This is a genomic window from Butyricimonas sp. RTP31003st1_G1_RTP31003_210430 (assembly GCF_040920905.1).
Taxonomy (GTDB): Bacteria; Bacteroidota; Bacteroidia; order Bacteroidales; family Marinifilaceae; genus Butyricimonas; species Butyricimonas paravirosa.
Map to the genome: position 1 here is coordinate 1 of NZ_JBCOSQ010000007.1, position 16,933 is coordinate 16,933.

General features: G+C 44.5%; 16 protein-coding genes. 1 reads left to right on the top strand and 15 read right to left on the bottom strand.

Annotated elements, in window-relative coordinates:
* From AB5542_RS03465 to AB5542_RS03480, 4 genes are all read right to left on the bottom strand, one after another.
* Positions 1–1,368: cation:proton antiporter (locus AB5542_RS03465; RefSeq protein WP_368242982.1), on the bottom strand; the 1,368-nt coding region annotated here is incomplete at its 3' end.
* Positions 1,369–1,388: 20 nt separating this feature from the next.
* Positions 1,389–4,325, bottom strand: a complete 2,937-nt coding sequence (locus AB5542_RS03470) for a calcium-translocating P-type ATPase, PMCA-type (RefSeq protein ID WP_288215123.1) — start codon at positions 4,323–4,325, stop codon at positions 1,389–1,391.
* A 15-nt stretch (positions 4,326–4,340) separates the two neighbouring features.
* Positions 4,341–4,961 carry a DedA family protein gene (locus tag AB5542_RS03475; protein ID WP_288215122.1) on the bottom strand — a complete coding sequence of 207 codons (621 nt, stop codon included), beginning with the start codon at positions 4,959–4,961 and terminating at the stop codon, positions 4,341–4,343.
* Positions 4,962–5,029: 68 nt separating this feature from the next.
* Positions 5,030–5,425 carry a hypothetical protein gene (locus tag AB5542_RS03480; RefSeq protein WP_118302087.1) on the bottom strand — a complete coding sequence of 132 codons (396 nt, stop codon included), beginning with the start codon at positions 5,423–5,425 and terminating at the stop codon, positions 5,030–5,032.
* Positions 5,426–5,553: 128 nt separating this feature from the next.
* On the opposite strand from AB5542_RS03480, the gene AB5542_RS03485 reads away from it, so the two are divergent.
* Positions 5,554–6,162 carry a MarC family protein gene (locus AB5542_RS03485; protein WP_087420553.1) on the top strand — a complete coding sequence of 203 codons (609 nt, stop codon included), beginning with the start codon at positions 5,554–5,556 and terminating at the stop codon, positions 6,160–6,162.
* Here AB5542_RS03485 and AB5542_RS03490 read toward each other — a convergent pair.
* From AB5542_RS03490 to AB5542_RS03540, 11 genes are all read right to left on the bottom strand, one after another.
* Entirely contained in the window at positions 6,140–6,715 is a 576-nt protein-coding gene (locus tag AB5542_RS03490; RefSeq protein WP_368242983.1) for a GrpB family protein, read from the bottom strand. The two genes, AB5542_RS03485 and AB5542_RS03490, sit on opposite strands and share 23 nt — an antisense overlap.
* Positions 6,716–6,740: 25 nt before the next feature.
* A complete protein-coding gene (locus tag AB5542_RS03495; protein ID WP_288215120.1) occupies positions 6,741–7,328 on the bottom strand; it encodes a phosphoglycerate mutase family protein in 588 nt (195 codons plus the stop codon).
* 549 nt (positions 7,329–7,877) lie between these two features.
* Entirely contained in the window at positions 7,878–8,654 is a 777-nt protein-coding gene (locus AB5542_RS03500) for a class I SAM-dependent methyltransferase (protein ID WP_288215119.1), read from the bottom strand.
* Positions 8,655–8,937: 283 nt separating this feature from the next.
* Positions 8,938–9,789, bottom strand: a complete 852-nt coding sequence (locus tag AB5542_RS03505) for an urea transporter (RefSeq protein WP_368242984.1) — start codon at positions 9,787–9,789, stop codon at positions 8,938–8,940.
* A 26-nt stretch (positions 9,790–9,815) separates the two neighbouring features.
* The gene (gene nudC, locus AB5542_RS03510; RefSeq protein ID WP_288215117.1) at positions 9,816–10,649 is read right to left on the bottom strand and encodes an NAD(+) diphosphatase; all 834 of its coding nucleotides are present in this window, start codon (positions 10,647–10,649) and stop codon (positions 9,816–9,818) included.
* Between the two features lie 151 nt (positions 10,650–10,800).
* Positions 10,801–11,346 (bottom strand): hypothetical protein, encoded by a 546-nt coding sequence (locus AB5542_RS03515; RefSeq protein ID WP_288215116.1) that lies wholly within the window; start codon positions 11,344–11,346, stop codon positions 10,801–10,803.
* 20 nt (positions 11,347–11,366) lie between these two features.
* Complete coding sequence (locus tag AB5542_RS03520; RefSeq protein ID WP_288215115.1) at positions 11,367–12,569, bottom strand: DUF4857 domain-containing protein; 1,203 nt, start codon at positions 12,567–12,569, stop codon at positions 11,367–11,369.
* Between the two features lie 20 nt (positions 12,570–12,589).
* On the bottom strand, positions 12,590–13,258 hold the full coding sequence (locus AB5542_RS03525; RefSeq protein ID WP_288215114.1) for a hypothetical protein: 669 nt from the start codon (positions 13,256–13,258) through the stop codon (positions 12,590–12,592).
* 20 nt (positions 13,259–13,278) lie between these two features.
* The gene (locus AB5542_RS03530; RefSeq protein WP_340279021.1) at positions 13,279–14,163 is read right to left on the bottom strand and encodes an ABC transporter ATP-binding protein; all 885 of its coding nucleotides are present in this window, start codon (positions 14,161–14,163) and stop codon (positions 13,279–13,281) included.
* Between the two features lie 19 nt (positions 14,164–14,182).
* Complete coding sequence (locus tag AB5542_RS03535; RefSeq protein ID WP_288215112.1) at positions 14,183–15,703, bottom strand: DUF6850 family outer membrane beta-barrel protein; 1,521 nt, start codon at positions 15,701–15,703, stop codon at positions 14,183–14,185.
* A 19-nt stretch (positions 15,704–15,722) separates the two neighbouring features.
* Positions 15,723–16,925 (bottom strand): DUF4876 domain-containing protein, encoded by a 1,203-nt coding sequence (locus AB5542_RS03540; RefSeq protein ID WP_279037526.1) that lies wholly within the window; start codon positions 16,923–16,925, stop codon positions 15,723–15,725.
* Between the last annotated feature and the right edge of the window lie 8 nt (positions 16,926–16,933).

Below are 16,933 nucleotides of genomic sequence, written 5' to 3' on the forward strand. Positions count from 1 at the left end.
CATGGGGGTTGCCATGAACGTGGTCAATAAAGACATGATCAATAACACCACGAACATTTGGGCAGAAAGGATTCCCATCTCGAACCCGATGTTCAGGGCCACGAGTTGCATAAGTCCCCGTGTGTTCATCAGTGTACCGACGATAAGACTATCTTTCCAGTTTTCGCCCACAGCCCGTGCAGCCAGCGTACACCCCCCAAACTTCCCGGCAATGGCTACCACGATGAACAGTAAGCACACGCCCCATAGCTCCGGTGTGTTAATCAAACCGATTTCCGTGTGTAATCCCGAAAAGGCAAAGAATAGGGGAAGGAAGAATACTAAAGAAATGTCTTCCACCTTTTCCATCATGACTTTACGGAACCCGATGTTCGTGGGCATGACCACCCCGGCGATAAATGCCCCGAAAAGGGCATGAATACCGATGATTTCTGTCGCTACCGACGAAAGTACGAGGAAGAGGAATATGAATCCCACGAAGGTCTTGTTGATGACTTCCGAGTTGGCATAAATATCCCCGATTTTACGCAGAAACGGGCGCATGACCATAAACATGAAGGCGATATAGACGAGCGTTAAGGCAATGGTGTAGAGGGCGCTGACGAAACTACCCGCTTTAGCTAAGGCAATCACGATGGCCAGTAAACACCATGCGGTGACGTCATCATTGGCTGCCGAGGCTATGGATAACATCCCGACAGGGCTTTTTGTCATATTACGTTCCTGCACGATCCGGGCCAACACGGGGAAGGCCGTGATACTCATGCTTATCCCGATGAACATGGCAAAAGGTAAAAATTCCGCTTGCTGTGCCCCGTAGTCTGCGTATACCCAGATGGCAGCTACCACTCCTAGAAAAAAGGGAACCACGATTCCAGCATGACTGATGACCAGTGTTTCGTTTAGTTTGTCTTTTATGACACTGAAATCTAATTCCAGTCCGATGACAAACATAAACAGAACTAACCCGATTTGGCTTAACAGGTTCAAGTTCATCAGTGATTCGGGAGGGAATAGTGCGGCAGAGAATTCCGGAAAGAAATATCCCAGCAACGAAGGTCCCAAGACGATCCCGGCCACGATTTCACCCATAACACCGGGTTGCCCGATGTATTTGAAAAGGAACGAGAATATACGGACGGTGATCAAAATCACGATGATTTGTAACAACAAAATCGTTAGTGAGTTTGCCAGATTGTCGGAAATGATTCGTTTGAATAGTTCAAATGAACTCATTTCCGTGTTTACCGTACTACTGACTTCTGAATGATCGATATGTTGACCCGTGCAAAGTGCAAAGTAAATCAAAGCACAGAAGACGGTCATCATGCCGAGATATATCCAGTAGTTTGTGTTATTCCTTTTCATGATCCCCGATGATTTTTACACTACTTTCTGTTTTTCATTCGTTTGAACGCCCTGAATATTTCTCCCACCCAAAGTACGAGGGACGTGGCAAGCGTGATCCAGATCCATTCGGTCCACGTCAACGGGATGGTTCTGAAAACGGAACCACCGAAGTTGACCACGAGTACCTGTCCCACGATAATGGCCATTCCCACGGTAAGGAAACCTTCGCTTTTGAATATATCCTTAAAGGCGGAATCATTTGTTCCGAAAGTCTTCGCGTTGAACATATTCCAGAACTGTAACATCACGAATACCGTGAAGAAGATCGTCAGGTTACGAAGTCCTTCCGGTGTTCCGGCCTCAATACCTCCGGCATAGTTGGAGAGTACATATAGCAAGCCGAGTAGGATAACCACGAACGTGATTCCGGTGGCTAATATCAGTCGCTGCATTTGCGGGACGATGATAAAGGCATTCGAGTTTCTCGGCTTCCGTTTCATCACTTCCGGGCTAGGCGGGAGCGAGGCTAAAGCCCCGGCGGCAAACGTGTCCATTATGAGATTTACCCACAACATCTGTGTCACCGTGATGGGGAGTTCCGAACCGAACAAAGAGCCTAGTAATACAATAATCAAGGCTGCCACGTTAATGGTAAGCTGGAACAGGATAAACCGTTGAATATTCTGATACACAGATCGTCCCCACATCACGGCAGAGGTGATGCTACTGAACGAGTCATCTAACAAGGTAATGTCACTGGCCTCTTTAGCCACGGAGGTTCCGCTACCCATAGATAGACCCACGTGTGCATGATTCAAGGCGGGGGCGTCGTTCGTTCCGTCTCCGGTAACGGCCACGATGGCTTGTTTCTGTTGTAGCAATTGAACGAGGCGTTGTTTGTCCATCGGGCGGGCACGGGACATGATTTTTAAATCCAGTACCCGATCCAAGGCCTCTTTATCGGTTAATTGTGCGAATTCAACTCCCGTGATCACGTTCCGATCGGTATCTTTTTCCGTCCACAGACCGATTTGTCTTCCGATCTCTTTTGCCGTACCCGGTGTATCTCCGGTCACCATTTTCACTTGTATTCCGGCATCAAAACAGCGTTTTACCGCGTCCGGCACGTCCGGACGGATCGGGTCTGAAATAGCCACGATCCCGAGGAATGTTAATTCCACGTTGTATAAGCGTCCGTCTTTAAAATGCGATTCATTGTCCTCGATGACTTGGTAAGCAAAACCCAGTGTCCGCATGGCTTGATTTTGGTATTCCTGCAATTGGTTCTCCACGGTCGTTTTGTAATTGGCGATCGGTTGCCCTTCCCCGTCGATTAACGCGTTCTTACATTGAGCGAAGATGATTTCGGGAGCCCCTTTCACGTATAGGATCTTTTTTCCCATAGCGGGAGAGTCAACCAATGTGGCCATGTATTTCCGTTCCGTGGAAAAGGTTAATTGGTCGATCACCGTGGCATTTTCCCGGAGTTCTTGGTAATTAGCCTGTTGTCCGTTTAACCAGAGTAACAAGGCAGCCTCGGTCGGGTTACCTAAAGTTTTCACTTTGCCCGGATCGGAAAAGTCAAGGAACGCGGTTGTATTCACGGCAATACCCTCTTTTATCAGTCGGGAGTTTTCATTATCAGTTAGTTGTTGATCTTTCAGACCGTAGAAGTTTGTTTTGTACACGGTCATCTGGTTTTGGGTCAGGGTTCCCGTTTTATCCGTACAAATAACGGTTGTAGCACCCATCGTTTCGCAAGCGTGCATTTTGCGAACGAGGTTATTGGATTTTAGCATTTTACGCATACTGAGGGCCAAACTCAAAGTGACGCTCATCGGAAGACCTTCCGGAACAGTCACCACGATCAGGGTAACGGAAGCCATGAATGCCGACAGGATTTTCTTTCCCAGACTTAGCGAGATCCACGCTTGCGGGTCCCAAGGTTTAACCCCGAAGGCCAAACCGATGGCGAGCATGATAACCAATGCTCCTAATCCGTATAGAATCCAACGTATCCAACTTCCTTGCTCTATACTCTTGGGGAGTTCTTTTTCTTTTCCCCGTAGGGCATGAACATCGTATATGACAGGCACCCATACTTTAGCGAGCATGATGATCGCCGCGATAATCAAAGCCCCGATCAGTCCGAGTTGTCCTAATTCCGGGGTAGGGGATGCGGGATTAAAGAAGATGGCTTTAATGAATAGGATGGTGAACGTGACTGCGGCACCGCAGAATCCTACGACCCCGATGAATTTTGCCAGCGAATCCAGCTGCTTGTCGAGTGGGGTAGGTTCTTCGCTTTTTTCCGAAGATTTTTCTGCCACTTTTCCAAATTCCGTGGAGTCTCCCACGGCAAGTACCTGCATGATTCCGTGACCGTCGGAAACGGTTGTTCCTCTCATCACGTGATTGGAAGGATAGGTGGCTTCCAGGTTGAACTCGGATTCGATCACGGTTTTATTGGCGATCGGTTCTCCGGTTAAACTGGACTCGTTCACCTGTAACGAGATTGCCTCTAGAAGTACCCCGTCGGCGGGGATCTCTTCTCCTTGCTCCAATAGCACGATGTCATCTACAACAATGTCCTTTTTAGGGACTTCGTGTACATTACCGTTACGGATAACTTTGATCAACGTGTCGTCATTCACTTGATTCAGCACGTCGAATTTCTTGTTTGCATCCCATACAAACCAGGTGGCAACCCCGGTTGCAAGTAATATGGCCACGGCAATACCGATGGTTTCCGCGATCTCGATGATTCCTTCCGAGAAATACATGGATATGGCGATACCTCCCGAAAGAAATACCGCGACCATTAATATGCGAATGACGGGATCTTCAAAGTTCCCGATAAAAATCTGCCATAAAGAATCCCTTTTAGGGGGAGTTAACACGTTGGCCCCGTGTTTTTCACGACTTTCCAGCACTTGTTTATCCGTGAGGCCTGTGTAGTGTTTACGTGATTCCATGTTATAATTTAAGATTTAATTATTTTTTTTACGTGTTGACCGAATAATAAGATACGTGAAAAAGCCAATTCCAACGATTAACATGACGATGGAAATCTCGGTGAAATACTTTTCCAGTAACTCTTTTCGGGAATATAAAAAATAGCCGACGATAGCCAGTATCAAGTTCCAGATACCACTTCCGGCAGCCGTGTAAAATATAAAGCTGTTTAAAGGCATTTTGACCAATCCGGCCGGAAGGGAAATAAAGCTTCTTATCCCCGGGGTAAGCCTTCCGATCAGCGTGGAACTTTTGCCGTATTTCAAAAAATATTGTTCGGATTTTTCTACTTTTTCTTTTGACATCCGCAAAATCTTTCCCCAGCGTGATTCCGCGAAAGAATAAATGAATTTACGCCCTAACGTGTATGCTAACACGTAGTTGAAGAGGGCGCCTAGAACCGATCCGATTGTGCTGAAAATAACTACCAACAGGAAATTGAGATCCCCGTTTGCAGCTTTCCAGGCTGCAGGAGGCACGATCAATTCCGCCGGAAAGGGAATGATGGAACTCTCAATGGTCATACATACGAGAACACTCCAGTAGTTCACGTTCTGCATATACCAATCGAGAATAGATTGAAGCCAATCGATCATATGTTGTTTCTAAATTTTTTTAATGTTTTTATTTGCTCTCACTTGTTATAATTATCGTTATGGTTTTGTCATAACAGCAATACTTTCAGCGAGTAGATATAAAAACCTTGACTATGTCGGGTGGTCAGATATTGGATAAAGTGCCGTTCTTTTTTAGCGAAAGACAATTTTATCGGAATATTTTTTCCACTCTGCATATTGTGATGCGAATACACGTTTGTTTTAGGAGTTTTGTTGAGTCCGAAACGTCGCCCGTGAGAGGTTGCGATTCCTTCGTCGGAGCCTAAATGAAGACCTCGTGAGAGGGTGTCATAATGATGGGCAATCTCGTCCGGTTCGGATAGTTGTTCTGTTTGTGTAGGCAATGCTATCTCGTCCTCGTTTCCCTCTGTCTGTAGTCCATTGACTATGAGTAGTAAAGAAAAAATAAAGATAGATATATATACAAAAAACAGCCTTTTCATTATAAAATTATTTACAGGCTCAAAAGTAATATATTTTTTGGATATATATCCAGTCTCGTTTACGCTTTTTCTTATCAATAAATCCGTTTTATTACGTACCTTTGCGGGGAATCAGAAATATTCGGATCATGACGGTAAAAATGATATTAGCTTGTATCGTGGCTCTCTTGGCGTTAGTAAACCCGGTACAAAAAGTTTTAATTGTTACTTCGTTGCAGGAGAGGTTCAGTCCTAAAGAATTGCGGTATATATCCATTAAATCATCTATTACAGCCGCGTTGATTCTGATCTTTTTTCTTTTTTTGGGAGAGGTAACTTTCAGTTACGTGTTTCATGTCGAGTTGTATTCTTTTCAAATCACTTGTGGGGCCGTGTTGATGTATAACGGTCTATCCGGTTTGTTGAAAGGTTTTTTCCTGAAAGTGGACGAGCATATCAAATTAGCCGATCTGACCACGGTACCTATCGCCATTCCAATGATCGCGGGCCCGGCAACCATTACGGCAGCCGTTACGTTTCCCGTTCAATACGGGCGTGAGATCACGATTATAGCCATCTTGATCGCTTTGGTGGTAAATCTGTTTTGTATGTTACAGGCCCGGCGAATCGGGAATTTCTTGATTAAATACAATTTCATGAACCCGTTGATCCGGATTATCGGGTTGATTGTTGCCACGATCGGGTTACAGATGATATTTGACGGAATCACGCTGTTTATAAAGTCGTTGACGGTGTAGTGTATTTGTTTCCCATTTCCTTTCTGGCCAGACGAGTGGCCTCATGGATAAAGTCGGTTTTGGCCTCGGTGTAGGCATCCCGATCATGTTCATAGCGGAGTTGAAGGTTTTGTTTCAGTTTGCCGTATGATTTTGCCGTTTCCGGGTGGGAACGCAGGTAATCCCGAAAATAGAGTTCGTCCCAATCCCCCGGGAATCTCACGTGAAGATGAACGGCTTGGCCTCGGAAACCTTGAGGGGTATATCCTTTCATGAACATGAGGTGAGGGGCTGGGTTATTAGGCTGCATGTTGCAAATATATCCCGCGGAGATCAGGGCTGCGGTGAGAGACGGGATGTCTGCGTCAGTGGGGATTTCCAATAGAATGTCTATGGTTGGTTTGGCTATTAGACCGGGGACGGATGTACTGCCGATATGATTGATTCTGCTGATGTTTTTTGTCCCAAGAGCTGAAATGATGGAGTCTTTTTCTTGTTCGTAAAACTTTGTCCATTCTGCACGATGTTCGCTTAGGATGATCGGAAATAGAACCCAAAGCTCTTCGTTTGTCATTTCTTGTAAGGGGGTGCTCATTGTTTTAAGGTATCCAGTCTATAATTCCATTTGCAGGGTGTACTTTCCGCCAGTTTTGAAAAGCGGAATAATCTTTTATCCCGTCTTGAATGACGGCTTGATAATACTCGATTCCCATGATTTCTTCGCCGTCGGGAGTCTCGTACTTTAGTTTCAATATGGTTTCCCGGATTTCGGGTGTCAATACCGCTAAGATTCGTTCGGCCACTTGCTCGAAATAGCCGTCATAGTAGGAACCTTTCAGGATGTGAATCATGTCGATTTGCCACAATTCGTAATCGGAATCCTCGTACCACGCGTGCCATTCTATACAATGTTCGTCCGTGTCGATCAGGTTTTTGTATTCGATTCGTTTGATCGCTGGGTTTGCGGCCAGTTGCGTGATTGCTTGGAAACTGATAGCCGGGGTTAATTGCGGGGTATAGACGTGGAAATCTATATCCCGGTGTTTCATCATCAATCCCATTTTTAATGACCCGACAAGATTGATTTCCGCCCCGATGGATTTCCAGATATTGATAATGTCAGTTGCTTGGACTATCTGTTTGGCTCGTTCTGTATTGCGAGCTGCAAGTTGTAACATCGTTTCCATGTGTTCGTGATTGAGAATGCGAAAATAACAATAAACTCTTGGAAAGTGGGTGAGAAGAATAAATTTATTTTTTAACGTAAAATTGGCTTAAATTAACAATGTACTTCCGTGTTTTCCCCTTTTTCCTGCCGGGAAAGGGGCGGGAGGTATGTAAGATGCTGGGGATCTTCGGGGTTCATTAACGACACCTTTTGTAAGTGTTCGATAAGTCTTCGACAAGTGTTCGATAAGTCTTCGATATAAGTCGAACACTTGTTACTCACAATCCGGTAATTTTCCCCAAAAAATGTAAACTTACAGTTAAGGTGCCTTTAAGCATTATTGAAGGTTTATTGAATCATTCAAGCGGGGGTAATATGCACGTGAAAAAAGAAAAGGAGCTGTCCAAAAAGTCAATTTTAAACAACTACCCCCACTAACTCCCCCTTACACAAGGGGAGAAACCGCTTGGTAATCAGCTCTCCCCCTGTGTAAGGGGGAGCTGGAGGGGGTAGTTGGCAAATACAAGCAGGACTTTTTGGACGGCTCCTTTTACTTGTATCTTCTTTTTTATTTATTTTTCATCCCGATATAAAAGACGTAACCGTAGTAACTTTTGTATTTCCGGTAATAGTCGATTTCATCTAATTCCCGTTGTACTAATTGCTGGGCAGGTGTACTGTTTTTATATTTTTCCAAGAAGAGAGGTATGTTTTCTTGCATGGGTTTGTAAAAACAGTCCAGCCAACAATATTCAGGTAAAATGAAATGGGCTACCGGGGTGTATCCGGCTTCTTCCATTTTCTTGATTTTATTGGAAATGGTGTCAATTTCGGCATAATTGAAGTTCCAGAATTGTTCAATCTCATCCGGTCGGGTATCCGTGAGCCAAGAAACTTCCGAGACAGCGATCATTCCTTCCGGTTTCAGGAATTGTTTCCATTCCCTTAGGCCTCTTTCGAATCCGATGTTATAGATGGAGCCTTCCGCCCAGATTAAATTTAGTTCTCCGGGTTCAAAAGGTAGGTTCTCCATGGAAACTGCAATGCCGGAAATCCGGTCGCTGAGTCCATGACGAATGGCACGTTCCTTTAAAAGTGTGATCATCTTCGGGAATAAATCGATCGCCGTGATCTGTCCTTTCGTGTTCTCGGCAAGCGTGATGGTTTGTCCACCGCTGCCGCAACCGATATCGGCAATTTTGGCGTTATCCGATAACTCCCCGATAAAGCTCAAGGCTTGTCGGGTGACTTGTTGACTTCCGGGACCTTGACGGTTTAGACGTGAAAAAAAGTCTACGATCATGTCAAAGTCGAAGTCTGCTACTAATTGTAATTCCTGTTCCATAATTGTGATAAATATATGTGATTATATGGTGAATCCCATGCTTTAGACATAAAGATTCGGATAAAAATTTTGGAGTACCAGTAGGTACTTGAAAATCAAAAATAAAGTCAATAGAAATAATTTCCGAGTAAGAAACCCGGGTAGGGAAATCCAGCCTGAAAGAATTCAGGCTGTTAGTTACGCATTTATCTTCTTAGAATTTGTTGTTTTCAAAAAGCGATATTTTGTTTGTCGGGACAAAGATAGATTATTCTCTTGAAAATAAACAGATTATTAATTTGATTTATTTTTTAGAGGACAAGTATTGCAAACCCATCGTGATCCAAACGGCAACCACGAATGGGGCAGTTAATGTCGTGATTCCTGCGTATATTCCCATAATTTGTATTCCTGTTGACAGGAGTATGGACAAGGTGGCCCAAACCATACTTTTGAAGGTTCGGTTTCCAAGGGCTATACTGCAAAGTACTCCGTTATATCCGAGTAATTCGGCATTGAATGTCGAAAAATCTGTTGTCAACGGCAAGGCTACCAGCAAAGGCAAAAGGGCTCCCCAAACCGTGTAAACTGTTTGTATCCGGGAATTGACAAGGATACCGATCAAAAAAAGTAAGCCGGCAAAAATATTTCCTCCTTGAAACATGACCTGCCCGATGTTCAGGCAGAATGCTTTCGGCAGATGAGCTACAGCCTCGGAAACATGGGGTGTTGCGGGCAATAGGAGAGTGGGGAAAAGGTAAAGGTTCCCCAATAATAGAATCCATACCGTAATGATAAATGGTGCCGTGAAACCCGGAACTGTTTTTTGGCCATTGAATAACCGGGAGATCCAGGAGGAAAGGGCAGAGCCGAATAGTAATAAGAACATGGAACTAATGTTTATTTCCATGAATACCCCGATGGCGATACCAACTAATGTTCCATTAAAACCGTAGAGGCCGTTCCGAATGTCTTCCCGTGAGTATTTACACAGGCAGGCTGTTAATGTGCTAACTATATTTCCTGCTAAAGCGAGTAATGCCAGTATCCAAGAATTGCAGGCAATTCCGGCTAACATAAGAAGTCCCGACAAGGCGTTATTCTGGAACATCACTTGCCCAATGCCCCGGGCTATGATAAATAGTCCTTCTTTCATCGTGTAACTAACTGAGGTGATATAAACTACTCTTGATGATTTCTAAAATACTCTATCATTTCACTGGTAAGACTAATGTCAGATTCAGAAACCGGAATGTTTTCCCGCTCAAACCATTCGGCCAAGGCCAGTTCCTCCCGGTCAAGCGTGATGCTGTCGTCTCCTTCCACTTCGGCAAAAAAGCCCATTAAAAGCGTGTCGGAGAATGACCACGGTTGACTTTTGTAGTATCTGAGGTTTTTAACGTGTAATCCGACTTCCTCCATGACTTCCCGTTTCACGGTTTCTTCGACGCTTTCCCCGATCTCGGTAAATCCGGCGAGTAAGGCGTAGCGGGTATATTCCCGGTTGGCGTATTTGGATAACAGAATTTTATTCCCGTTCGTGACGGCGATAATCACGGCTGGCATAATTTTCGGGTATTCCGTGTTATTACAAGTCAGGCAATGTAACATCCGTTCCTTTTCATGGGGAACGAGTTTTGCCCCGCAATGACTACAAAACTGGTGGTTGTCGTACCATTTGTAGAGGCTGTATCCCGTGATACCTGCAAATGCCAGGTGTCTCGGCTCGCTTGTCCGGAAAAGCCCGATGTCTTTTAGCTCGAATTCCGGTTGTCCTTCCGGGACTTGATGTACCAGGTAAAAACAGTCGTTGTCAATGGCGAATAAATAAATGGCTTTCTCGTAAACACTTTCTTCGATTCCGTTTAATTCTGCAAAACGGGGAAAACGTAGGGTTGCTGAAGCTTTACTTGCCAGAACCATATGCCCGTCGAAATAAAGCGCGTAGCTTGTTGCCTCCGGACGTTTGGGGGCGTAAGCATTTGAAAATATATGGGGCGCTATATCTTGTATCATTCCTTATTTATTTTGCCTGTGAATTCGGGCGTCAAAGGTATTAAATTGTTGGATATGACGCTAGTTTTTTAAATGAAAATTCCGTGATTCCATATATGGATGAATCACGGAATTTAAGAATAAAAACTTTGTAATTAAGGGTAATTGGCTCCTATTTTACCATCTCGTAATCGATACCGTTTACATAGTAGATAGAATAGAAGTTTTTATTATGGTTTTTCATCCATTCCCGCATTTGTTGAATACTGTTCTTTTCAGAGTCGCAGTGGTCGGCATCCTTGTCTCCTTTAGCCTCTTCTTCTGCGACTTCTTTTTCCCAATTGTCGATGTATTCCTGTGATAAGCGTTGTTCCTGTAACACCCCGGTCACGACGATTTCGGAGTTAACCAGCTCTTTGTTGAAAGATTGTATGTTACCGCCAGCTTCAACACGGATTGTAAGTTTACCCGTGGAGTCTGCGATAAAACAGCGACGTCCGGAGTGAGAGCAAGTGTGTTTCACGACGCCTTTCAGAACGACCGTATCATTCAGTTGTTCTTCGGCCACGTTCAGAAGACCGTTAACGTCCAAGGCTTTGGAGGCCAAAGATATTTCAGTGGTATTCTCCTGCTGTGTTTTCTTGTTCGTGTTTTTGCATCCCACGATGGAAAGAGTTGCGATACAAGCAATAATAAAAATGAATGTACTTCTTTTCATGACGATATATTTATTTAATGTTATTTTCTTATTCTGGCAAAAAGGCATACAGTAATAAATCCGGCAATTCCCGTGAATAAGGTGATGATTCCCACAAGATATTTCCCGTATGATTTTTCTTTACGATACACGACAAAAGTAACTATTGTCAGTATAATATTCAACAAAAGAGACGGGAAATAATAACCCGAAACCCGGGGGTAGATGTAACTGTTCGTGCTATCTTGAAAGGTCACCGTGAACGGGAACAAGTAAGGTAGTGTTTTGTCCCACGTGGATTCCGGTGCCGGGCGGAACAGGCTGTCCACTTGACGCATACTTTTATTCTCTAAGGCGTAGGTATGTTCCCCGTCCGAGGAAATCTTGGCTACCGTCCAGTAGAACATATTGGCCATGATGGAAACCCGGTCTTTATCGGGATTCACGTCTTCCAACACTTTCACGAGCCGGTACCCGTCCGTGGAAAGATAGTAAAGCGTGTGATTCGTGTCGAACAGGAATCCATACAGGCTCCGATTGTCAATTTCCATCGGGAACATACAGGAGATGTTACTTGCCTTCGTGTCCTTGACAAAAGGTTTCCCGTTTGTCATTTTTATATGGAAAAGATGTCCCTTGCTATCCAGAGCGAAATATCCTTCATCGTATGATTTCTGGCTCGTGGGAATCCCGGTGACCCACAGCGCTGGGAACGTGAAACCGGCCTTCTCCATTGCTTGCTGGAAACGGGCGGATTTCTGTTCGTCTACCCGGTTTGTGGCCATGTCGATGAATTCGATGTTCTCTTTCAGTCGGAACATATCGCTGGGGTTTTCAAGGTCTACTTTTCCCGAACAGGATTCGAACATGGGGTAGAGTTCTATGACCGGGGTATTTTTATCTTTGGGTTTGTACCAGAAGAAAAAGTTATTCCGGGCTATGGTTTGCCGGTCAACCGGGACCCCTTGGATGGAATCCGGGATGGCGTTTTCCATGGCTAACTGACGATAGTAGAACATGGGTAACACCCGGTCGAATTCCGCGTCCGAGTAAACTTTCCCGCTCATGTCTTTTCCTCTCACGTTATCATTGTCCTGATCCAAATAACAGAATTGGTTAATGACAGAACTGTAATAGGTGAACGGGTACCGGGGAGAGGAATCCATGGTTAATTGAACGAGTGACGGGATAATCCATGATAATAGGAAAATGGATAATCCGATATATAGAATCTTTATTTTCATCTGCTTGAAATTTAATGATATTACTGCATTCCTTCTTTAAAGTGACGAATGGAGATTTTGGGGTATAGGGCTAAAAGTATAAGTGTCCCGAACAGGAAGGGGAGCATGTAAATGTAGCTACTCGGTACGCCTTGTACCATGAATAATGACAGGATCAATAACCCGATCACGGCATTATAGATTCGCTGGCTCCACACGGGTTCCAGAATAATCCACGCCGTAAGTAGATAGGATGCGAAACCGCATAATACTTGCGGGAGTATCGTGGCGAACCATGCACCGACCACTTCTCTCGGGAAATCCACGGATAGTCCCCACAGAAAACCACCATAGCTGACCGTGAAAAGGAGTAATAGGCATACAATCCCGTAACTTAGCATCAGGAACACGATCCGGTTCTCTCCAAGCGGGAGATGCAGTGTCAGTTTGAAACGTTTCTTCGTCATTTCCGGAATAAACTGGGTAATTCCCATGATGATTCCGGCAAGTAGCGGTAAGACTTTTATCTGGTCCAGCAAAACCACGTTTTTTAGGATAAATACTTCCCATAAGTGTGGCATTCCCACGTTACGGGCGGCACTTGAAATGCGAAGTGCAATGTAACCCATGGCGAGGATAAATACCACGAACATCAGGAGAAACATCCAACGGGTTTTAATCCATTCTTTGAATAGTAGTGCTTTGTTCATCGTTTTAGTGTTGTTTTTGATTAATATTTTCCGGTTAACCCGATAAAAGCGTCTTCAAGGGATAAAGTTTCCTCCTTTAAATCTGCCACTTGTACACCTTTTGCTTCCAATAGTTGCCGGACGGTTTCGAGTGGTTCGAAAGAGTAGGTAATCCATTGACCGTTATTTTTTTCGGTGTTCCATAGTTTTTCATGTTCCGTGGGAACTTGCCCCTCGTTCAAGGAGAAACGGAAACGGTGGAAGTTTTCCATGATTTCCCGGGTCGGTTTGTGAATCAGCAAGCGTCCGTAATCCAGAATCATACAATCGTCAATCAGCAATTCCATGTCTTGGATGATGTGGGAGGTCAGGAATATCGTTTTATCCCCTCCGGCGGCAAAATCTCGCAAGTATTCCACGAACAGACGGCGATAGCCGGGGTCCAGTCCCATGGAGAAATCGTCAAGGATCAGCAATTCCGGGTCTTGGGCAAATAGTAACCCAAGGGCGACTTGAGAACGCTGACCGCATGACATATGATTGATTTTTTGATGAGGAACAACTTTTAGTTTTTCCATCAAACCGTAGAACGCGTCTCGTTTCCAGTTCGGGAAAAAGGCCTGGTAATACTTTTCGATTTGCTCGATCGTGAAATAGGTGTGTTGCACGTGACCTTCCAGTAATAAGCCGATCTTGGCTTTCGTGGTGGGAGTGAGGTGATTCATGTTCTCGCCGAGAAGGTAACACTCTCCGGAACGGGGTTTTAAATAACCGTTCAATATGTTGATGATGGTGGTTTTTCCCGTTCCGTTTTTTCCGAGTAACCCGAGTACTTTACCTTTTTCTACTTCGAAGTTCAGGTTCTCGTAAATTAATTTTTCTCCGTAATAGTGCGTTATATTTTTACACTCGATTACTTTTTCCATGTATAAAAGATATTATGGTTTAAAAAACAATGCCGCAATGTGCTTGCAGGGGTTCCCGGTGCAAGTCGTTTTGGCAGGAGTCATGTTGCCAGTTTAATTTGATAAAGATACCCCTGTTTTTAGGCAGGGAATAATTCCAGCGGAGTTCTATATTCGTGGTCCAGTTGTCCGCGGAGAGATTGTCGTAAGCCTTGTAAACCGCGGCTAGGGCGATTTGCTCTTGGTCGATTTCCGTGAGCTGCAGATCGGCGGTTGAATTCTTACGATACACCCCGTCCAGAACGAACTGGAAAGAGTGCTTTTTGTAGCCGGTTGCGGCAAAGAAGTTCATCCCGCCGGATAAATAGTTTACTTTCATGAGGCGGGCAGGGTCAAGATATTCCATCTTGAACGAGTTGAACCCGGCTCTTGGTGACAGGTACCATGTAAAACGGTCTCCCTTGGTTTGCCCGTATACTCCCGAAACGGAAATATCTGCTTTTTTCACGGATAACTGTTCGGCCTCGCCCGTTTTTTCGTACACGTTGGTTGTGGCACTTCCGATAAGAGATTCAATCCCTTGACGATCTTGGTAGGTTGCCCGTGTCCGGACTCCCCACTGGTGCTTGTTCCGGAAAGAAGTGTAAGCGATTTCGGCTTTCATCTCGTCCTGATTCAACGTGTTCAAGGGCAGGTCGTTCAGGTCTGAAATAATCTTCTCGAAAGAGAATCTTTCATACCCGAAGGAGCCGGAGAAACCTTGTTTGTCGCGGGGGAAAATTTCAATGCTTGCCCCGTAGCGATGACCGTCGTAGAAGAGGGAAGTGGCCCCTCTGCGAAACCGGACGTAGTCCATGCCCAGACCGCTGAGATTATAGGTAATGGCGGAACCCAGTTCACTATAAAACTTCACGTCGTTGGTTTGCTTGTATTTTCCGGCATGGAAGGCGATTCCCGTGGAGTATAGCTTGTTCAACTTGGCCGATATGCCGATGGAGGCTTTCAGGTCCGAGACGATATTTCTGGGGCGGGGATCGATCTTCCGGTACTCGATAAGGGCCCGGTAATTGGCATATATCCCCCAAGTGAAACGTTTATGTTCCTGCGCGTATCCCCCGGCAAAATAATATTCTTCAAAGTCCATGTCCCCACCAACCGAGTCCGCGACCACGTAAGGATATACCATCAAATAATCGGACGTTTCGTTCCATTCTACTTTTTCCCTTTTCCCTTTTTTAAAATAGGCGTTTCCCCATGTCTTGCTGTTTTCTCCTAATGGCATATAAGAAAATGCGTGGAAGGAGAAATTACTAACTTCCGAGCCTAATTGGGGCAAAAATGCCTTGTTTGCATTCTGTTGTTCCCAACCGATTTGTAGTTCCGATATGGAGAACGTGTGAGCATAGTAATTTATAGCCGGGTTATCATAGATTTGCGACACGAAACTCTCCGTCGGGGAGAAGTAGATCCGTGTGCGGGTGTTTGCCGGAATGCTATCCTGTGCCCATGTTCCGAAGGTCTGGAAAAGAAGACTAAAAATCAGAATGAAACGAAAAGTCATGATTTTGTCGGTTTAATAATTATTGTTTTAAAGACGGAGTGGCCTTGGCCTCGAAGTCTTCCGTGGAGTTATTCGTGTCTTTCAGTATCTTGCGTCCGTCAGGAGTGGTGGAAAGTACTTTCCGGCGGACACTTTTGTTGTATCGGTTTTTGTCGCTTGCGACTTCCCCGCAGTAGGTGAATCCCGTGTCGAGGGATGCGTCAACGACATTCCAAGCATATTGTGCTTTGTTGCTTATGTTGACGGCATCAATGATCCATGAGTTGGGAACTTTATATCGATCTATTGTCATAGGATTGATAAAAATATAATCGGCATGGTACCTGTAATCTTTAAGAAAGGTTTCTTTATTCACTTGTAGTCGGGCAATAGCGTATGCACAAAGGCCTTGGTTATGCAAACTCCAAGTGGTTAGAGAACTGCTATATATTTTATCCAAATTGGTTACTTGTGGATTGTCTATATCTGGATTTTTGTCACTGTCATCATACCATTCGAAGTCTGCATTACTTAGGTCGAAAGAATTGCTGTTTGCTTCTCTGTGGTCTATTGCCTTATCACAAATCAAGAGGGATTCACCGGGCTGTATCGGGTAGTCTTTCCCGTTTCCGGGAATGGCATACACGCTTTGAACAACCATTGCTTGTGACATGACATCCGGTGTGTAGTCGTATTTTTGGGAGGTTTTAAAAGCGGATTCTAGAATAACAAGTCCATCTGCATATAAAACGGAATCGGAATTGTTGTATATTTTAATATATTGATCTGCAAGATATTGTTTCCCTTCCGGTGTCGTGCTTCCGGCGAAATAGACCTCTTCAATAACGAAATCCGCTTTCGAGTTGAAAAGGAATAATTTAATATTATCAGCGCTTGTTGTTCCGACAAGATTTACGGATTCTTTATATCCTTTTACCTGCCCTTCAACGGTTTTCTCATCAACGACATAATTCATTTTCCCCTCCACGGTGATATTGTAAAGGCCTTCGTTGAGCGTGATTTTCCCTGTGGTTCCGGTCATTGTGTTTGTTGTCAGTTTTCCGGTGTTCACGTTCTTGAACGTGACGTGCAGGTCGGATATGCTTGTTACATTCAAGTCTTCCGGTTCCGTGAGTGTTAAAGTAAACTCTGTGATTTTTACTTTGTCATCATCCGTGCAGGCAATAAATCCTGCACAGATGAATAACATAAATACTAATACGTAAGAAATTTTGTTGACCATGTTGTTTT

Bases quoted from the DNA above. Each gene is read 5' to 3' on its own strand.
- AB5542_RS03515 (WP_288215116.1), bottom strand. From the start codon at position 11,346: ATGAAAAGAAGTACATTCATTTTTATTATTGCTTGTATCGCAACTCTT.
- AB5542_RS03535 (WP_288215112.1), bottom strand. From the start codon at position 15,703: ATGACTTTTCGTTTCATTCTGATTTTTAGTCTTCTTTTCCAGACCTTC.
- AB5542_RS03480 (WP_118302087.1), bottom strand. From the start codon at position 5,425: ATGAAAAGGCTGTTTTTTGTATATATATCTATCTTTATTTTTTCTTTA.
- AB5542_RS03525 (WP_288215114.1), bottom strand. From the start codon at position 13,258: ATGAACAAAGCACTACTATTCAAAGAATGGATTAAAACCCGTTGGATG.
- AB5542_RS03470 (WP_288215123.1), bottom strand. From the start codon at position 4,325: ATGGAATCACGTAAACACTACACAGGCCTCACGGATAAACAAGTGCTG.
- AB5542_RS03495 (WP_288215120.1), bottom strand. From the start codon at position 7,328: ATGGAAACGATGTTACAACTTGCAGCTCGCAATACAGAACGAGCCAAA.
- AB5542_RS03505 (WP_368242984.1), bottom strand. From the start codon at position 9,789: ATGAAAGAAGGACTATTTATCATAGCCCGGGGCATTGGGCAAGTGATG.
- AB5542_RS03475 (WP_288215122.1), bottom strand. From the start codon at position 4,961: ATGATCGATTGGCTTCAATCTATTCTCGATTGGTATATGCAGAACGTG.
- AB5542_RS03500 (WP_288215119.1), bottom strand. From the start codon at position 8,654: ATGGAACAGGAATTACAATTAGTAGCAGACTTCGACTTTGACATGATC.
- AB5542_RS03540 (WP_279037526.1), bottom strand. From the start codon at position 16,925: ATGGTCAACAAAATTTCTTACGTATTAGTATTTATGTTATTCATCTGT.
- AB5542_RS03530 (WP_340279021.1), bottom strand. From the start codon at position 14,163: ATGGAAAAAGTAATCGAGTGTAAAAATATAACGCACTATTACGGAGAA.
- nudC (WP_288215117.1), bottom strand. From the start codon at position 10,649: ATGATACAAGATATAGCGCCCCATATATTTTCAAATGCTTACGCCCCC.
- AB5542_RS03485 (WP_087420553.1), top strand. From the start codon at position 5,554: ATGACGGTAAAAATGATATTAGCTTGTATCGTGGCTCTCTTGGCGTTA.
- AB5542_RS03520 (WP_288215115.1), bottom strand. From the start codon at position 12,569: ATGAAAATAAAGATTCTATATATCGGATTATCCATTTTCCTATTATCA.
- AB5542_RS03490 (WP_368242983.1), bottom strand. From the start codon at position 6,715: ATGACAAACGAAGAGCTTTGGGTTCTATTTCCGATCATCCTAAGCGAA.